This is a genomic window from Pseudomonas sp. GW460-LB5 (assembly GCF_059423245.1).
Window position 1 is genome coordinate 100,919 of the sequence record NZ_JBWKXT010000009.1, and the last position, 15,588, is coordinate 116,506.

The window sequence follows — 15,588 nt, forward strand, 5'->3', positions numbered from 1 at the left end:
TCCTCAGACCAGCGCGTTGCGTTTGGCAATTTCGATCAGGTCAACCAGTGTGTTGACCTGAAGTTTGTGCATGAGGCGCTTCTTGTAGGTGCTGACAGTCTTGCTGCTGAGGAACATGCCCTTGGCAATTTCCTTGTTGCTGCGGCCTTGGGCGAAGAGTTGCAGTACCATCAGTTCGCGGTCATTTACCTGCCTGAAGAGTTTCAGCTCGGCATCGGCTGTCTGGTCATGCTTTATTGCCTGGCTGGGGAAATAGTTGTAACCGGCCAGGACCGCCTTGATAGCACTGAGCAGTTCGCTCAGGTCTTCCTGCTTGCACACATAGCCTGCGGCGCCGGAGTGCATGCAACGTACGGCAAACAATGCGGGAGACTGCGCGGTCAATACCAGAACCTTCAATGGCAGGGCCATGGCCTGGAAGCGGGAAAGCACCTCCAGCCCGTCTAGCTTGGGGATGCTGATGTCGAGGATGACCAGGTCAGGGGCGGCTTCACGAATCATCTGCATGGCGTCCACGCCGTTGTCCGACTCGCCGACAATCTTGTAGTTCTGGTTTTCCAGCAGCATACGGACGGCCAGGCGGATGACAGGATGATCGTCGACAATAAATATGGAATGCATGTTCAACTTCCCTGCGGGCGATTGAGGGGGATAATCGGCACCTTATCGCAGTTGGAAGTCGTCAGACATGCGAGGAAGGGCGATTCGCCCTTTATGGGAAATGGCTTACAAGATAAAACAAAACGGGCTACGAATTTTGTGTGTTTGACCCAATGTCAAAGCGTGATTGGTAACTTTTCGTGCACTTTTACTCGGGCTGTTTAATTTGCCGTCAGTATATGTAGGAAGTTTCCTGCAATATGCGGTGCAGCACTGGCTCAAGGACCGTGGCTGCACCGGCGTGCTTCAGGTGGGGCTGGAGCGCCCGGTCATTTCCCGGGCCATTTCGCTGGCATAGCTGTCGGTCATCCCGGCGATGAAGTCGATCATGCGCAGGAAGGCACTGTGCAGCGAGGCACGTGGGTCCGGAGCATTGTTGCCGATCAGGTCCAGTACCCGGCGGCTCTTGAACGAGGGGGTGCGCCCACCGTGCTGTTCGAGCGCTGCGCCACAGAAGGTATTGAGCAAAATCTCCAAGGTGGTATAGGCACCAATTTCGTGCAGGGTTTTGCGCTTGTCCTGGAAGATCTTGTTGCGTGCCATGTCCTTGGCCTGCAGCACGCAGCGCTTGGCCGGGCCGTGCATGTGCTCTACCAGGTCGCCTGCCAGGTGCCCGGCCAGCAATGCCTGCTGCTGCTCGACGAACGCGTGGGCGGCAGCGTTGGTCAGGTGTTCGATAGCCTTGCCACGCAGAATCGCCAGTTTGCGCCGGCGGGAATCACGGGGGCCGAGCTGGCGGTAGGTTTCTGGCAGGTCTTCACCGACCAGGTCAAGCAGCAGGGCTTCGACTTCAGCGTATTCGAGCAACTCCATTTCCAGGCCGTCTTCCAGGTCGATCAGCGCATAGCAGATGTCATCGGCAGCCTCCATCAGGTAAACCAGCGGGTGGCGCGCCCAGCGCTGTTCTTCCAGTTGCGGCATGCCGAGCTTGCGGGCGATCTGCTCGAGCAGGGGCAGTTCGCTCTGGTAGCTGCCGAACTTGTGCTTCTTGTAGCCCAAGGCGTCGGCGTGGCGCGCGCTCCAAGGGTACTTCAGGTAAGTGCCGAGGGTGGCATACGTCAGCCGGGTACCGCCGTCGAATTGGTGATACTCCAGCTGGGTGAGCACACGAAAGCCTTGGGCATTGCCCTCGAAATTCAGAAAATCGGCCCGCTGGTCGTCGCTCATGTCATCCAGCCAGCCACGCCCGGCTGCCTGCTGGAACCAGTGGCGGATGGCGTCCTCGCCGGAGTGGCCGAAGGGTGGGTTGCCGATGTCGTGGGCCAGGCACGCTGACTGCACGATCATCCCCAGGTCGCTGGGGGCGCACCAGTCGGGCAGGTTGTCGCGCAGTGTTTCGCCGACGCGCATGCCCAGGGAGCGACCGACACAACTGACTTCCAGTGAGTGGGTCAGGCGTGTGTGGATGTGGTCGTTGCTGGAAACCGGGTGTACCTGGGTCTTGCGCCCGAGGCGGCGAAAGGCACCAGAGAAGATGATGCGGTCATGGTCTTTGTGGAAGGGGCTGCGCCCGAGTTCATCGGCGCTATAAAGGGCTTTGCCCAGGCGTTCGCGGGTGAGCAGGGTGTGCCAGTCCAAGGCGCATTCTCCTGTGGATCGAAGGAAGCAGCATATCCTGCCGGAGCAGCCTTGTGCTGCGAAGAGGCCTGTTTGAGCGATACACGGGTATCGCCGGGCCGGGCTCTTCGCAGCACAAGGCTGCTCCTACAAAGGAATGTGCAGTGTTCAGGGGCGGCGGTTGCCTTGCAGGTACAGGCGCACCAGCGGCAGCAGGCTGCTGCCCAGGCGCACCAGCCGTGCCAGGTTACCGCTGCGCACGCCCTTGCCAGTGAGGAAGCCCAGCGCCACCACGGCACCAATCCCCCATAAAGGCGCATGCTTGATCCCTAACCCTGCGTGCAGCGAGCTGCCCATTCCGCGCACGCGGCGCAGCGGCTCCATCAGTTGCCCGGACTCATGGCGGATTTCCTGGCGGTGCATCTCCATGCGCAGGCGCAGCAGTGCTTTGCGCAGTTCGCGCGGGTTACGGGTGTTTGGCAGTTGTGGCAGGCTCATGGCAACAGGCGCTCCCGGTCCTTGGCGAGTTCTTCAAGGGTGGCCCCGAATGGCGACGATTCGTCGAACACCGCTGCCTTCAGGCGCAACCCGCAGTACAGCGCGGCAAAGCCATAGAACACGCACAGGCCGATGATGCCGGCCAGGCGATAGCTGTCCCACAGGAGCACCAGTAACAACCCGGAAAGGGCTGTCAGCAGCAGCAGGGCGAACACCAGGGCCAGGCCTGCGAACAGCAGCAACCGCAGGGTGCGGCCCTTTTGCTCCTGCAACTCGATGCCAAGCAGTTCGATGTGGCTGTGCAGCAGCCCCAGCGCAGCTGCGCCCAGGCGCTTGCCCGAGGCGCTGGCGCCGTTGGCGTCATTCTCCATGGGAACCCCTCAGCGCCGGTTGGCCAGCAGGCCGATCAACAGGCCGACGCCGGCGGCGATGCCGATTGCCTGCCACGGGTTTTCCTGCACGTACTGCTCGGCGCTGCCCAGCGCGGCCTGGCCGCGCTGGCGCACGGAGTCCTGGGTCAGTTGCAGGGTTTCGCGAGCCTGGGTCAGGCGGTCGTGAATCTGTTCGCGCAATTCGTCGGCCTGGTCGCCGGCCAGGTTGGCAGTGTCGGCCAGCAACCTCTCGGTGTCGCGTACCAACGCCTGGAAGTCAGCCATCAGTATCTCTTGTGCAGTCTTTGCCGATTTGCTGGCCATGGGCCTCTCCCTGTCGATGAGTGTTGGTAGTTCGAGTAATAGCACGCGCGGAAGGTTCAAGTGCCGGTGCTGGTATGGGCCTTGCTAAGTCATTGCCACGTTGCGGGGCGTCGCTGGCAGCGATTGCGCCGATTCAGGGCGTCAGCGCAGCGTGTACCGATAAACCTTAACCCAATCCACGACAAACCCAAGAGAAAACCACGCAGGCTCCGACCCGCTCACCGAAACAGGGCAGGGGGCTGGCACCGATTCGGTGCAGGGATGCAGGTTCTTGAACTGTCCTGGTGCCTTTTTTAGCAGGCCTGCCTATTTCATGGAAAACATGCACAGCGCAATGGACTCCCTCGTCCACGGTTCCAACACTCTGTTCATTCTCATGGGCGCCATCCTGGTGCTGGCGATGCATGCCGGCTTCGCCTTCCTTGAAGTGGGCACGGTACGCCACAAGAACCAGGTCAACGCCTTGTCGAAGATCCTCAGCGACTTTGCCATCTCGGCACTGGTGTATTTCTTTATTGGTTACTGGATAGCCTATGGTGTCCATTTCTTCCAGCCGGCAGCGGCGCTGGCCGTTGACCATGGTTATTCGCTGGTCAAGTGCTTCTTTCTGCTGACGTTCGCTGCGGCGATCCCGGCGATCATCTCCGGGGGCATCGCCGAGCGCGCGCGCTTCGTGCCGCAGTTGTGTGCCACGGCGTTGATCGTGGCGTTTATCTACCCGTTCTTCGAGGGGGTAGTGTGGAATGGCAACCTGGGGCTGCAAGCCTGGTTGCAGGCCCGCTTCGGCGCGCCTTTCCACGATTTTGCAGGCTCGGTGGTGGTGCACGCCATGGGCGGCTGGCTAGCCCTGGCGGCGGTATTGCTGCTGGGCGCGCGGCGTGGGCGCTACCGGGACGGCCGTTTGGTGGCGTTTGCGCCGTCGAGCATTCCGTTTCTGGCGTTGGGGTCGTGGATTCTGATCATCGGCTGGTTCGGCTTCAACGTGATGAGTGCACAGACGCTGCAAGGCGTCAGCGGCCTGGTAGCAATCAACTCGCTCATGGCCATGGTCGGTGGCACCCTGTCGGCCTTGCTGGCCGGGCGTAACGACCCGGGCTTCCTGCACAACGGGCCGCTGGCCGGCCTGGTGGCGATCTGCGCCGGCTCCGACCTGATGCACCCGATTGGCGCACTGGCCACCGGACTGGTGGCTGGCGCGTTGTTCGTCTGGACCTTCACTGCAGCGCAAAACCGCTGGAAGATCGACGACGTGCTGGGCGTGTGGCCACTGCACGGCCTGTGCGGCGTGTGGGGTGGCATTGCCTGCGGCGTCTTTGGCCAGACGGCACTGGGCGGCATGGGTGGTGTCAGCCTGGCCAGCCAGCTGCTGGGCAGCCTGATGGGCGTGCTGGTGGCATTGGCCGGCGGCTTTGCCGTGTATGGCGCAATCCGTGCGCTGCATGGGCTGCGCTTGAGCCATGAGCAGGAGTTTCAGGGCGCGGACTTGTCGCTGCACCGTATCGGCGCCACCAGCCAGGATTGAGCCAGGTCAGGTGCATGACGAGTGCGAGAGACCTAGAATAGGTATCTCTGCATGCCAACCGGGACCTGAGCCATGCTGCCTGAATGCCAACTGTTCGGTACCCTCGGCTGCCACCTGTGTGAAGTGGCCGAGGCCGTGCTGATGCCTTTTGTCGATCATGGCCTGTTGGTCGAGCTGGTCGACATCGCCGAGAGTGAGGTGCTGTTCGAGCGCTATGGCCTGATCATTCCGGTGTTGCGACGCTGCGACAATGCTGCTGAGCTGCACTGGCCGTTCGATGCCGAACAGGTGGTGGCGTTCCTGGGGCAATGATGGCTGCAGAGGAGTTGCAACCCTGCTCCATGAAGGGTGAAGCGAGCTGATGATCAGGTGCCGGCGCACTGGCGCCGGTCACCTTTCCCATCATCGGAATAGTTCGCCATGTTGATCACTCCACATTTCACGCTCGATGAAATGACCGTTTCCCAGCTCGCCGCCAGGGACGGGTTCGATAACACCCCACCTCCTGATGCCCGGGCCAACCTGCAATTGCTGTGTTGTGCGCTGGAGCAGGTGCGTGCACTGTTCGGCGTGCCGATCATCGTCAGCAGCGGTTTTCGCAGCGAGAAGGTTAACCGGCTGATCGGCGGTGCCACCAACAGCCAGCATATTCAGGGGCTGGCGGCTGACTTCACGGTGATGGAAGTCAGCCCTCGGGAAACCGCTCGGCGGATCAACGAAAGTGCCGTGCCGTTCGATCAACTCATCCTGGAGTTCGACAGATGGGTGCATCTTTCGGTAACCCGTGGCACCCCGCGCAGGCAGGTTTTGACCCTGCGCAGAGGCAGCGGCTACCTGCCGGGGCTGCAATGAACCGCATTGACGGCGGCAAGGGGATGTTCGTATGCTGTATATAAATACAGTGTCGAGGTAACGTCATGCTCAACGTCGAGCAACTCAAGTACAGCGTCAACCGCATGCCCGTGGATCGGGTGGCTGACGCCGTTCTGGAACTGCGCCTCGAAGGCCTGGTGACCGACGACCGCACGCCGTTCGGTAAAGTCCACTTCAATACCTGCTTCGCCGAGATCGAGGCCTTGTTCCAGCGTGCCGGCTATCACCGCGGGCTGGATGTAGTGGGTTACCAGGGGTTGCTCTATGCCCTGTACGACCCCGGTCGTTGGGAACCGGTGCAGGTGTTGCGCTGGCTGAAGGAACGCAGCGAGGCGATAGTCCAGGCTGGTTGAGGGCGCGGGCTTGGGCGATAATGCGCGGCCGTGAACGTTTCGAGCCCTGCCATGACCGCGCCCTTCGACCCCGCCCGCCAGCAAGCCAGCACGGTGTGCCTGCCCCCCGGTAACTGGGCGACGGTGCTCGATTGCCTGTGCGACCATTTCAAGGCCATCGACCGCGCCCAGTGGCTTGACCGTTTTGCCCGTGGCCGGGTGCTGGATGCCGAGGGGCGGGCGATTGCTGCCGAGTTACCCTACAAGCGTGGCCTGCGTTTGCACTACTTCCGCGAAGTGGCGAACGAGCGGCCGATCCCGGTGCAGGAAGTGGTACTGCACGCGGACGAACACTTGGTGGTGGCCGACAAGCCGCATTTCCTGCCGGTGACGCCGACGGGCGAGTACGTCGAGCAGACCTTGCTGCGCCGCCTGATTCGTCGCCTGGATAACCCGCATCTGGTGCCGTTGCACCGCATAGACCGGCACACCGCCGGGCTTGTGCTGTTTTCCGCCAACCCGCACAGCCGCAGCGTTTACCAACGCCTGTTCCCCGAGCGGCGCATCGACAAGCGCTACCAGGCCATTGCGGCGGCGATGCCGCAGCATGCATTTCCGCTGGTGCACAAAAGCCGCCTGGTGCATGGCGAGCCGTTTTTCCGTATGCATGAGGTGGAGGGTGAGGCCAACAGTGAAACCTTGGCCGAGGTGCTGGAAAAGAATGGGGAGCTGTGGCGCTATGGGCTGTCACCAGTGACCGGCAAGACCCATCAGTTGCGCGTGCACATGGCAGCCTTGGGGGCGGGAATCTGCAATGACCCGTTCTACCCGCAGTTGCTTACTGCAGAGGATGACTACCAACGTCCGCTGAAACTGCTGGCGCAGAGCTTGCGTTTCGAAGACCCGTTGAGCGGCGAAGAACGCTATTTCGAGAGCCGCCTGCGGCTGGACTGGTAACACAGACCGCAGGCATACGCGGCCCTTGTGGCAGCGGGCATGCCCGCGAACACCGGCAGGGCCGGTGCCATCCACCGCGTTGGTTTCTTCGCGGGCATGCCCGCTCCCACAGGGACGTCGCAGGCTCCAAGGTCACTAGGTTCCTGTGGGAGCGGCTTCAGCCGCGAATACCGGAGCGTCAGCGGTTGAACCGCTCCACCAGCGAATACTGGCTACCCGCTGTGCTGGTCAGCGCCTCGCTCAGCAGTGCTGAATGCTGCGCCTGTTCGGCGGTCTGGTCGGCCAGTTCGGCGATGGTGCTGATGTTGCGGCTGATCTCGTCGGCCACTGCAGTCTGCTCCTCGGTCGCAGCGGCAATCTGGGTGGCCATATCGGTGATGTTGGCCACCGCTTCGCTGATCCCCACCAATGCCTCATCAGCCTGCATCACCCGGTCGACACCTTCCTGCGCCTGACGGTGGCCGGTTTCCATGGTCAGCACGGCGTTGCTGGCAGTTTGTTGCAGCTTGGCGATCAGGCCGTGGATCTGCCCGGTGGATTCGGCAGTGCGCTGGGCCAGCTGGCGGACTTCGTCGGCCACCACGGCAAAGCCACGGCCCATCTCGCCGGCACGCGCCGCTTCAATGGCCGCGTTCAGTGCCAGCAGGTTAGTCTGGTCGGCAATGCCCTTGATCACATCGACCACGCCACCAATCTCGTCGCTGTCCTTGGCCAGTTGGGTAACCGTCTGACCGGTTTCGCCCACCGCTGCCGACAGACGCTCGATGGCCTCGCGGGTTTCCCCGGCAATCTGCCGGCCCTGGCTGGTCAGGCGGTTGGCTTCCTGGGTGGCGTCGGCCGTGCGCTGTACGTGGTTGGCCACTTCCTGCGTGGTGGCGGCCATCTGGTTGACGGCGGCGGCGACCTGCTCGGTTTCCACCCGCTGGCGCTCCAGCCCCGACGAACTCTTGTGTGCCAAGGCGTCGGACTGGCGCGCCTGGTCGCTGAGGTGTTCGGCACTGTCCTGCAAGCGGGTCAGGCAGGTTTTCATGCGGGCATCCTGGCTGAGCATGGCCATCTCCAGACGCGCCTGCACGCCACGGCTGTCGGTGTACATCTGCGCGATCAGCGGGTCGGAGGTGGTCTGTTCGGCCAGGCGCAACAGGCGTTTGAGGCCACGCTGCTGCCAGCTCAAGCCCAGCAGGCCCAAGGGGACGGATAGCCCGGCAGCCAGGGCAAAGCCCCAGGAATGGCCCAGCCAGTTGCCGATCAGGAAGCCTACCTGGCTGATCAGGATGAACGGCAGCCAGTCCTGGAGCACCGGCAGCCACTTGTCCCTGCGAGGTACTGCGGGCTTGCCTTGGTTGATGCGTTGGTACAGGGCCTCGGCGCGGCGAATCTGCTCGGCGGTTGGCTTGACCCGCACCGACTCGAAACCGATGACCTGGTTATTGTCGTAAATCGGTGTTACGTAGGCGTTGACCCAGTAGTGGTCCCCGGACTTGCAACGGTTCTTGACGATGCCCATCCACGGCTGGCCCTGCTTGAGGGTTTGCCACATATGGGCAAACACGGCAGGCGGCACATCGGGGTGGCGCACCAGGTTGTGCGGCGCCCCGGTCAACTCCTCGCGGGTGAAACCACTGATGTCGATGAAGGCATCGTTACAGTAAGTGATCACGCCCTTGGCGTTGGTGGTGGAGATCAACCGCTGCTGGGCAGGGAAAGTCCGTTCTCTCTGGGTAATCGGCTGGTTGTTACGCATGGGTTGATAGTCCGCAGGGCTTTGGACAGGTATCGGCAAGCTAGGGGTTTTATTGAATGATTATTTAATGTGGCTGCGTTTGTTCGTCGTTGGGGCTCTGGCGCCTGTGAAATCGAGCGCCGCCTGCGCGGCGCATCGCGAGCTGGCGCTCGCTCCTACGTTTGTTTCGGGCCAATTTTTCCTGTGCAATTTGCGCGCGAACGCCTTGGTGCATGGCGCAATATCTCGTCGTACACACAAGGCGGTCGCGCGCGCCTGCCACAGGCATAACTGGCCCGAAACAAACGTAGGAGCGAGCGCCAGCTCGCGATGCGCCGCGCGGGCGGCGCTCGGTCTCGGGAGCGCCGCAAATCTGCAGCCGAACCTCCCAGCCTCAGCCAGCGATCATCTGTCGCAACACATAGTGCAGGATTCCGCCGGCCTTGAAGTACTCCACCTCATTCAAGGTATCGATCCGGCACAACACTTCGATCTGTTCCTGCTGCCCGTCTTCGCGGGTAATGCGCAACGGCAGGCTCATGCCCGGGCGGATCTGTGCACCGTTCAAGCCCAGCACATCGATCCGCTCCTTGCCGGTCAGCACCAGTTGCTTGCGGTCGTGGCCGGCCTTGAACTGCAGCGGCAGCACGCCCATGCCCACCAGGTTGGAGCGGTGAATGCGCTCGAAACTCTCCGCCAGCACCGCTTTGATGCCCAGCAGGTTTGTACCCTTGGCCGCCCAGTCGCGGCTCGAGCCGGTGCCGTATTCCTGGCCGGCGATTACCACCAGTGGGGTGCCTTCCTGCTGGTAGCGCATGGCCGCGTCGTAGATCGACAGCTTTTCGCCAGTAGGCACGTGCAAGGTATTGCCGCCTTCTTCCCCGCCCAGCATTTCGTTGCGGATACGGATGTTGGCGAAGGTGCCGCGCATCATGACTTCATGGTTGCCGCGCCGCGAACCGTATGAGTTGAAATCGCGCGGTTCCACGCCCTTTTCACGCAGGTAGCGCCCGGCAGGGCTGTCGGCCTTGATGTTGCCGGCAGGGGAGATGTGGTCGGTGGTCACCGAGTCGCCCAGCAGCGCCAGCACCCGGGCGCCTTGGATGTCGGCGATTTGTGGCGGCGGCCCGGCGATATCGTCGAAGAACGGCGGGTGCTGAATGTAGGTTGAGTCGGCCTGCCACACATAGGTGGCAGCCTGTGGCACCTCGATGGCCTGCCACTGCGCATCGCCGGCAAACACTTCGGCGTATTCCTTGTGGAACATCGCGGTATCGACCTTGGCCACGGCCGCAGCAATTTCCTGCTGGCTGGGCCAGATATCGTGCAGGTACACCGGTTGCCCGTCCTTGCCGGTGCCCAGCGGGTCGCGAGTCAGGTCAAGGCGAACGCTGCCGGCCAGTGCGTAAGCCACTACCAACGGTGGCGAAGCCAGCCAGTTGGTTTTGACCAGTGGGTGCACGCGGCCTTCGAAGTTGCGGTTGCCCGACAGCACCGAGGCTACGGTAAGGTCGGCGCTGCCGATGGCTTTCTCGATCGCTTCGTCCAGCGGGCCCGAGTTGCCGATGCAGGTGGTGCAGCCATAGCCGACCAGGTCGAAGCCCAGTTGCTCAAGGTAGGGGGTGAGCCCGGCGGCCTTGAAATAGTCCGTGACAACCTTGGAGCCTGGTGCCAGGGAACTCTTGACCCAGGGTTTGCGTTGCAGGCCTTTTTCCACGGCCTTTTTGGCCACCAGCCCGGCAGCCATCATCACGCTGGGGTTGGAGGTGTTGGTGCACGAGGTGATCGCCGCAATTACCACGGCGCCATCGCGCAGAGTGTGAGTCTGGCCTGCATGGCTGTAATCGATCTCGCCAGCCTGGTCGGCGTTGCCCACCGCTACGCCGCCCCCGCCCTCGCTTTCCAGGCGGCCGACTTCTTTTGCCAGTGGCTTGGGCTGCAGTTCGATGAAATGGTCAAAGGCCTGACTGACCTGGCCCAGCGCCACGCGGTCCTGTGGCCGTTTCGGCCCGGCCAGGCTTGCTTCGACCTCGTGCATGTCCAGTGCCAGGCTGTCGCTGAACAGCGGCTCCTGCCCCGGCAGGCGCCACAGGCCTTGGGCCTTGCAGTACTGCTCGACCAGTTGCACTGTCGCTTCGGGGCGGCCCGACAGGCGCAAATAGTCCAGCGTCACCTGGTCAACCGGGAAGAAGCCGCAGGTGGCGCCATATTCGGGCGCCATATTGGCGATGGTCGCACGGTCAGCCAAGGGCAGCTCGGCCAGGCCGTCGCCATAAAATTCGACGAACTTGCCCACCACACCCTTCTTGCGCAGCATCTGCGTCACCGTCAGTACCAGGTCGGTGGCGGTAATACCTTCGCGCAGCTTGCCGGTCAGTTTGAAGCCGATTACCTCGGGGATCAGCATCGACACGGGTTGGCCGAGCATGGCCGCCTCGGCTTCGATGCCACCGACACCCCAGCCGAGCACGCCCAGGCCATTGATCATGGTGGTGTGCGAGTCGGTACCGACAAGGGTGTCGGGGAAGGCGTAGGTGCGGCCATCGGCTTCACGGGTCCAAACCGTACGGCCCAGGTATTCAAGGTTGACCTGGTGGCAGATGCCGGTGCCCGGCGGCACTACGCGGAAGTTGTCGAAGGCGCTCTGCCCCCAGCGCAAGAAAGCATAGCGCTCGCCATTGCGCTGCATTTCGATGTCCACGTTCTCGTGGAAGGCCTGCGGCGTGCCGTAATGGTCGACCATTACCGAGTGGTCGATCACCAGGTCCACCGGTGACAACGGGTTGATCCGCTGGGGGTCGCCGCCGGCCTTGGCCATTGCCGCGCGCATGGCGGCCAGGTCGACCACGGCCGGCACACCGGTGAAGTCCTGCATCAGCACCCGCGCCGGGCGGTACTGGATCTCGCGATCAGAACGCCGCTCGCTCAGCCACTGGGCGAGGGCGCGCAAGTCGTCGCCGGTGACGGTATGGCCGTCCTCCCAGCGCAGCAGGTTTTCCAGCAGCACTTTCAGCGACATGGGCAAGCGTTGCAGGTCACCCAACTGGCGGGCGGCCTCGGTAAGGCTGAAATAATGGTAGGTCTGGTCCCCGACCTGGAGGGGCTTGAGGGTGTTCAGGCTATCGAGCGAGGGCATTGCCAACTCCTTCTGCGCCGGTGCCCGGCAAATATTAAAGGTCTGCCGGTGTCACCGCTCTGTGTCGATCCGCACGGTACGGACCTGGCTGAGTGGTCAGGTTAGACCGCTTTGCGGCCCCTGACCCTTTTCTGGACCGGCGGGGCGTGTCGCAGGTTCCGAACTTCCTTTATCATCGCCGCCCTGCCGGCGCCTGTTGCGCGCCAGCCGTAGTGGAGTGAGAGATGAATACCCTGTTCATGCATTGCCGGCCTGGTTTCGAGGGCGAGGTGTGCGCCGAAATCAGCGAACATGCTGCCCGCCTTGGCATTGCGGGCTACGCCAAAGGCAAGCCGCACAGTGCCAGCGCCGAGTTTGTCTGTACCGAAGAAGGCGGTGCCGAGCGGCTGATGGGGGCGTTGCGTTTCAGCGAGCTGATTTTCCCGCGGCAGTGGGCCCGGGGCGGTTATGTCGAGCTGCCGGAAAGTGACCGCATCAGTGTGTTGCTGGCACAGTTGGCCGAACTGCCGGTGTTTGGCAGCCTGTGGCTGGAAGTGCTGGACAGTAACGACGGCAAGGAATTGTCTACGTTCTGCCGCAAGTTCGAAGTGCCGCTGCGCAAAGCACTGGAAAAGGCCGGCCGCCTGGTTGACGATGCCAGCCGCCCACGCCTGCTGCTCACCTTCATCAGCGGCCGGCGGGTGTTTGCCGGTGTTGCCCCGGTCAACAACAGTGCGCTGTGGCCCATGGGTATTGCGCGCCTGAAATTCCCTCGCGAGGCGCCCAGCCGCTCGACCCTCAAGCTGGAGGAAGCGTGGCACCAGTTCATCCCGCGCGAGCAATGGGACCAGCGCCTGGGGGATGACATGACCGGCGTTGACCTGGGCGCCTCGCCAGGTGGCTGGACTTACCAGTTGGTGCGCCGGGGCATGCTGGTGACCGCCATCGACAACGGCCCGATGGCCGAAAGCCTGATGGACACTGGCCTGGTCCAGCACCTGATGGCTGATGGTTTTACCTGGCAGCCCAAGCAGCCGGTTGACTGGATGGTGTGCGACATCGTCGAGAAGCCGGCGCGCACCACCTCGCTGATCGAAACCTGGCTGGGGGAGGGGTTGTGCCGCGAGGCGGTGGTCAACCTGAAACTGCCGATGAAGCAGCGCTATGCCGAAGTGCGCCGGCTGCTCGACCGCATGGAGGCGACGTTCAAGGCGCGCAAGATCAGGGTGTCGATTGCCTGCAAGCAGCTGTATCACGACCGTGAGGAAGTGACTTGCCACCTGCGCCGGCTCGATCTGAAGCCGCGCTGAGCCCAGCGCGCTGTTCGCGCTCCAGCTGTAGCTCTTGTTCTAGCTCTTGCTTCGGTTTTTGCTTCTAAGCGCGCGGTAGTCCAGGCGACGCAGATTGCGACTTCAGGAGGCCGAGCGCAGGCCTTGCGAAGGGAGGTGACGGGCATGGATGCCCGTCAAGCGCTAGGCCCCAGGATGGGGCCTGCAGCGCGGTCCTCCCGGGAGCAAGCCCGGAGCGAGGGGACCCCGGAGCGAAGCGCAGGGGCCGGATGATGGGAGCGGACGGCTTTGGTTACTTTGGCCAAGACCAAAGTAACCCGCCGGAAGGGCGGAAAGGTGACTCAGCGCCACCTGCGCGAACGAATGTCTACACTGTGTTGAGGCCCACCTCGCAAGAAGCTAAAAAGCGGATATGGCTGTTTTGGTGCATCGAACAGTCCGTTTGCGATGGTGACGCTGACTCACCTTTTCGCCCTTACGGCGAGTCACTTTTTGTCAGACGCGACAAAAAGTAACCAAAAAACGCTGCGCTCCGATCATCCGGCCCCTGCGCTGCGCTCCGGGGTCCCCTCACTCCGGCCTCGCTCCCGGGAGGACCGCGCTGCAGGCCCCATCCTGGGGCCCAGCGCTTGACGGGCATCCATGCCCGTCACCTCCCTTCGCAAGGCCTGCGTTCGGCCTCCTGAAGTCGCGAAGATCAAAAGCAAGATCAAGATCAAGAGCTGGGCCGGGGGGGGCGCAGCTGGGCATTTCTCAAGCGGTGCTTGGACCGCGTCGCGCTATGCGCGACAATGGCGATCATTTTCGGAGCCCCCCATGACCGATTTCACCCCCGACGCCATCCTCGATGCAACCGGCCTGAACTGCCCGGAACCGGTGATGATGCTGCACCAGCACGTGCGTGACCTGGCCGCTGGCGGCCTGCTGAAGGTCATCGCCACCGACCCGTCGACCCGCCGCGACATTCCCAAGTTCTGCAACTTCCTCGGCCACGAACTGCTGCAACAGCAAGAGGACGCCGGTACTTTCTTGTACTGGATCCGCAAGAAAGCCGACTGAAGCGCTCTGGAACACGCCCGACGTTGCGCCTACACTGCGTTCCCCAGACAGGAGAGCGCCATGCTGATAGTTGCCGACGAGAACATCCCGCTGCTCGATGCCTTCTTCCAGGGTTTCGGTGAAATCCGCCGTTACCCCGGCCGAAGCCTCGATGCCGCCAGCGTCAAGGACGCCGATATCCTGCTGGTGCGCTCGGTAACTAAGGTCGACCGCCAGTTGCTCGAAGGCAGCCGTGTACGGTTTGTCGGCACCTGCACCATCGGCACCGATCACCTGGACCTGGACTACTTTGCTCAAGCCGGCATTCGCTGGAGCAGTGCGCCGGGCTGCAATGCCCGCGGTGTGGTCGATTACGTGCTAGGCAGCCTGCTGACCCTGGCCGAGCTGGATGGAGCAGCACTGCCCGAACGCGTGTACGGGGTAGTGGGTGCGGGTGAGGTGGGTGGCCGCTTGGTGCGGGTGCTGCACGGCCTGGGCTGGAAGGTGCTGGTGTGCGACCCGTTGCGCCAGGCCGCCGAGGGCGGCAACTACGTTAGCCTGGAAACCATTGTGCAACAGTGCGATGTGATCAGCCTGCATACCCCGTTGCAGCGCGGTGGCGAGCACCCGACCTGGCACCTGTTGGACCAGGCGCAGCTCGCGCGGTTGCGCCCGGGTGCCTGGCTGATCAATGCCAGCCGAGGCCCGGTGGTGGACAACGCCGCCTTGCGCGAGCTGCTGCTGGACCGTGAAGATGTGCATGCGGTGCTGGATGTGTGGGAGGGCGAGCCACAGGTCGACCTGCAATTGGCCGACCTGTGCACCTTGGCCTCGCCGCACATTGCCGGCTACAGCCTCGACGGCCGCCAGCGTGGCACGGCGCAGATCTACCAGGCGCTGTGCCGTTTCCTGGGGGTGCATGAGCAGGTGCAGCTGGCAGACTTGCTGCCCCGACCGCCGCTGGCGCAGATCGAGCTGGATGCCAGCACTGACCCGGCCTGGGCATTGGCGACCCTGTGCCGCGCCGTGTACGACCCACGACGCGACGATGCCGACTTCCGTCGCAGCCTGAGTGATGACCCGCAGCAGCAGCGTGCGGCGTTCGACCAGTTGCGCAAACAGTACCCGCCTCGGCGCGAGATCGAAGGGCTGGCGGTGCGCTTGCGTGGGGAGTCGCCGCAGTTGGCGCAGCTGGTCAGTGCCTTGGGGGCTGAGTTGGTCTGACAAGTTGGCAATTCCCCAGGTTTTTGCAGTCCCCTGTAGGCGCGGCGTACACCGGCTGTCAGGCAATAAAAACCCGGCGCATGCGCCGGGTTGCAAAAAATCCGC

At 62.9% G+C, this 15,588-nt stretch carries 15 protein-coding genes; 8 read left to right on the forward strand and 7 right to left on the reverse strand.

What is annotated here, in order from left to right; translation table 11 throughout:
- Window positions 1–3 precede the first annotated feature (3 nt).
- From AC07XM_RS08305 to AC07XM_RS08325, 5 genes are all read right to left on the reverse strand, one after another.
- Window positions 4–621, reverse strand: coding sequence for a response regulator transcription factor (locus tag AC07XM_RS08305; protein WP_016485605.1), 618 nt, complete (start codon window positions 619–621; stop codon window positions 4–6).
- A 285-nt stretch (window positions 622–906) separates the two neighbouring features.
- Window positions 907–2,238, reverse strand: a complete 1,332-nt coding sequence (locus AC07XM_RS08310; RefSeq protein ID WP_016485606.1) for a deoxyguanosinetriphosphate triphosphohydrolase — start codon at window positions 2,236–2,238, stop codon at window positions 907–909.
- 147 nt (window positions 2,239–2,385) lie between these two features.
- The gene (locus tag AC07XM_RS08315) at window positions 2,386–2,715 is read right to left on the reverse strand and encodes a hypothetical protein (protein WP_016485607.1); all 330 of its coding nucleotides are present in this window, start codon (window positions 2,713–2,715) and stop codon (window positions 2,386–2,388) included.
- Complete coding sequence (locus AC07XM_RS08320; RefSeq protein ID WP_016485608.1) at window positions 2,712–3,086, reverse strand: phage holin family protein; 375 nt, start codon at window positions 3,084–3,086, stop codon at window positions 2,712–2,714. The genes AC07XM_RS08315 and AC07XM_RS08320 overlap by 4 nt, the downstream gene beginning before the upstream one ends.
- Before the next feature lie 9 nt (window positions 3,087–3,095).
- Complete coding sequence (locus tag AC07XM_RS08325; RefSeq protein WP_016485609.1) at window positions 3,096–3,410, reverse strand: ElaB/YgaM/YqjD family protein; 315 nt, start codon at window positions 3,408–3,410, stop codon at window positions 3,096–3,098.
- Window positions 3,411–3,723: 313 nt separating this feature from the next.
- On the opposite strand from AC07XM_RS08325, the gene AC07XM_RS08330 reads away from it, so the two are divergent.
- The 5 genes from AC07XM_RS08330 (at window position 3,724) to AC07XM_RS08350 (ending at window position 7,094) form a co-directional block, all read left to right on the forward strand.
- Window positions 3,724–4,932 (forward strand): ammonium transporter, encoded by a 1,209-nt coding sequence (locus tag AC07XM_RS08330; RefSeq protein ID WP_016485610.1) that lies wholly within the window; start codon window positions 3,724–3,726, stop codon window positions 4,930–4,932.
- A gap of 72 nt (window positions 4,933–5,004) precedes the next feature.
- On the forward strand, window positions 5,005–5,244 hold the full coding sequence (locus AC07XM_RS08335) for a glutaredoxin family protein (protein WP_016485611.1): 240 nt from the start codon (window positions 5,005–5,007) through the stop codon (window positions 5,242–5,244).
- 108 nt (window positions 5,245–5,352) lie between these two features.
- Complete coding sequence (locus tag AC07XM_RS08340; RefSeq protein WP_016485612.1) at window positions 5,353–5,784, forward strand: D-Ala-D-Ala carboxypeptidase family metallohydrolase; 432 nt, start codon at window positions 5,353–5,355, stop codon at window positions 5,782–5,784.
- A gap of 65 nt (window positions 5,785–5,849) precedes the next feature.
- Window positions 5,850–6,158, forward strand: coding sequence for a hypothetical protein (locus AC07XM_RS08345; protein ID WP_016485613.1), 309 nt, complete (start codon window positions 5,850–5,852; stop codon window positions 6,156–6,158).
- A gap of 51 nt (window positions 6,159–6,209) precedes the next feature.
- Entirely contained in the window at window positions 6,210–7,094 is an 885-nt protein-coding gene (locus AC07XM_RS08350; protein ID WP_016485614.1) for a pseudouridine synthase, read from the forward strand.
- A 178-nt stretch (window positions 7,095–7,272) separates the two neighbouring features.
- Here AC07XM_RS08350 and AC07XM_RS08355 read toward each other — a convergent pair whose 3' ends face one another.
- Both AC07XM_RS08355 and acnA read right to left on the reverse strand, forming a co-directional pair.
- Complete coding sequence (locus AC07XM_RS08355; RefSeq protein WP_016485615.1) at window positions 7,273–8,838, reverse strand: methyl-accepting chemotaxis protein; 1,566 nt, start codon at window positions 8,836–8,838, stop codon at window positions 7,273–7,275.
- Window positions 8,839–9,211: 373 nt separating this feature from the next.
- Complete coding sequence (gene acnA / locus AC07XM_RS08360; protein ID WP_016485616.1) at window positions 9,212–11,953, reverse strand: aconitate hydratase AcnA; 2,742 nt, start codon at window positions 11,951–11,953, stop codon at window positions 9,212–9,214.
- A 224-nt stretch (window positions 11,954–12,177) separates the two neighbouring features.
- Between acnA and rlmM the strand changes: the two genes are divergently transcribed.
- The 3 genes from rlmM (at window position 12,178) to pdxB (ending at window position 15,483) form a co-directional block, all read left to right on the forward strand.
- Entirely contained in the window at window positions 12,178–13,242 is a 1,065-nt protein-coding gene (gene rlmM / locus AC07XM_RS08365) for a 23S rRNA (cytidine(2498)-2'-O)-methyltransferase RlmM (protein ID WP_016485617.1), read from the forward strand.
- A 795-nt stretch (window positions 13,243–14,037) separates the two neighbouring features.
- Window positions 14,038–14,280, forward strand: coding sequence for a sulfurtransferase TusA (gene tusA / locus AC07XM_RS08370; RefSeq protein ID WP_016500764.1), 243 nt, complete (start codon window positions 14,038–14,040; stop codon window positions 14,278–14,280).
- 60 nt (window positions 14,281–14,340) lie between these two features.
- The gene (pdxB, locus tag AC07XM_RS08375; protein WP_102689849.1) at window positions 14,341–15,483 is read left to right on the forward strand and encodes a 4-phosphoerythronate dehydrogenase PdxB; all 1,143 of its coding nucleotides are present in this window, start codon (window positions 14,341–14,343) and stop codon (window positions 15,481–15,483) included.
- Window positions 15,484–15,588 lie beyond the last annotated feature (105 nt).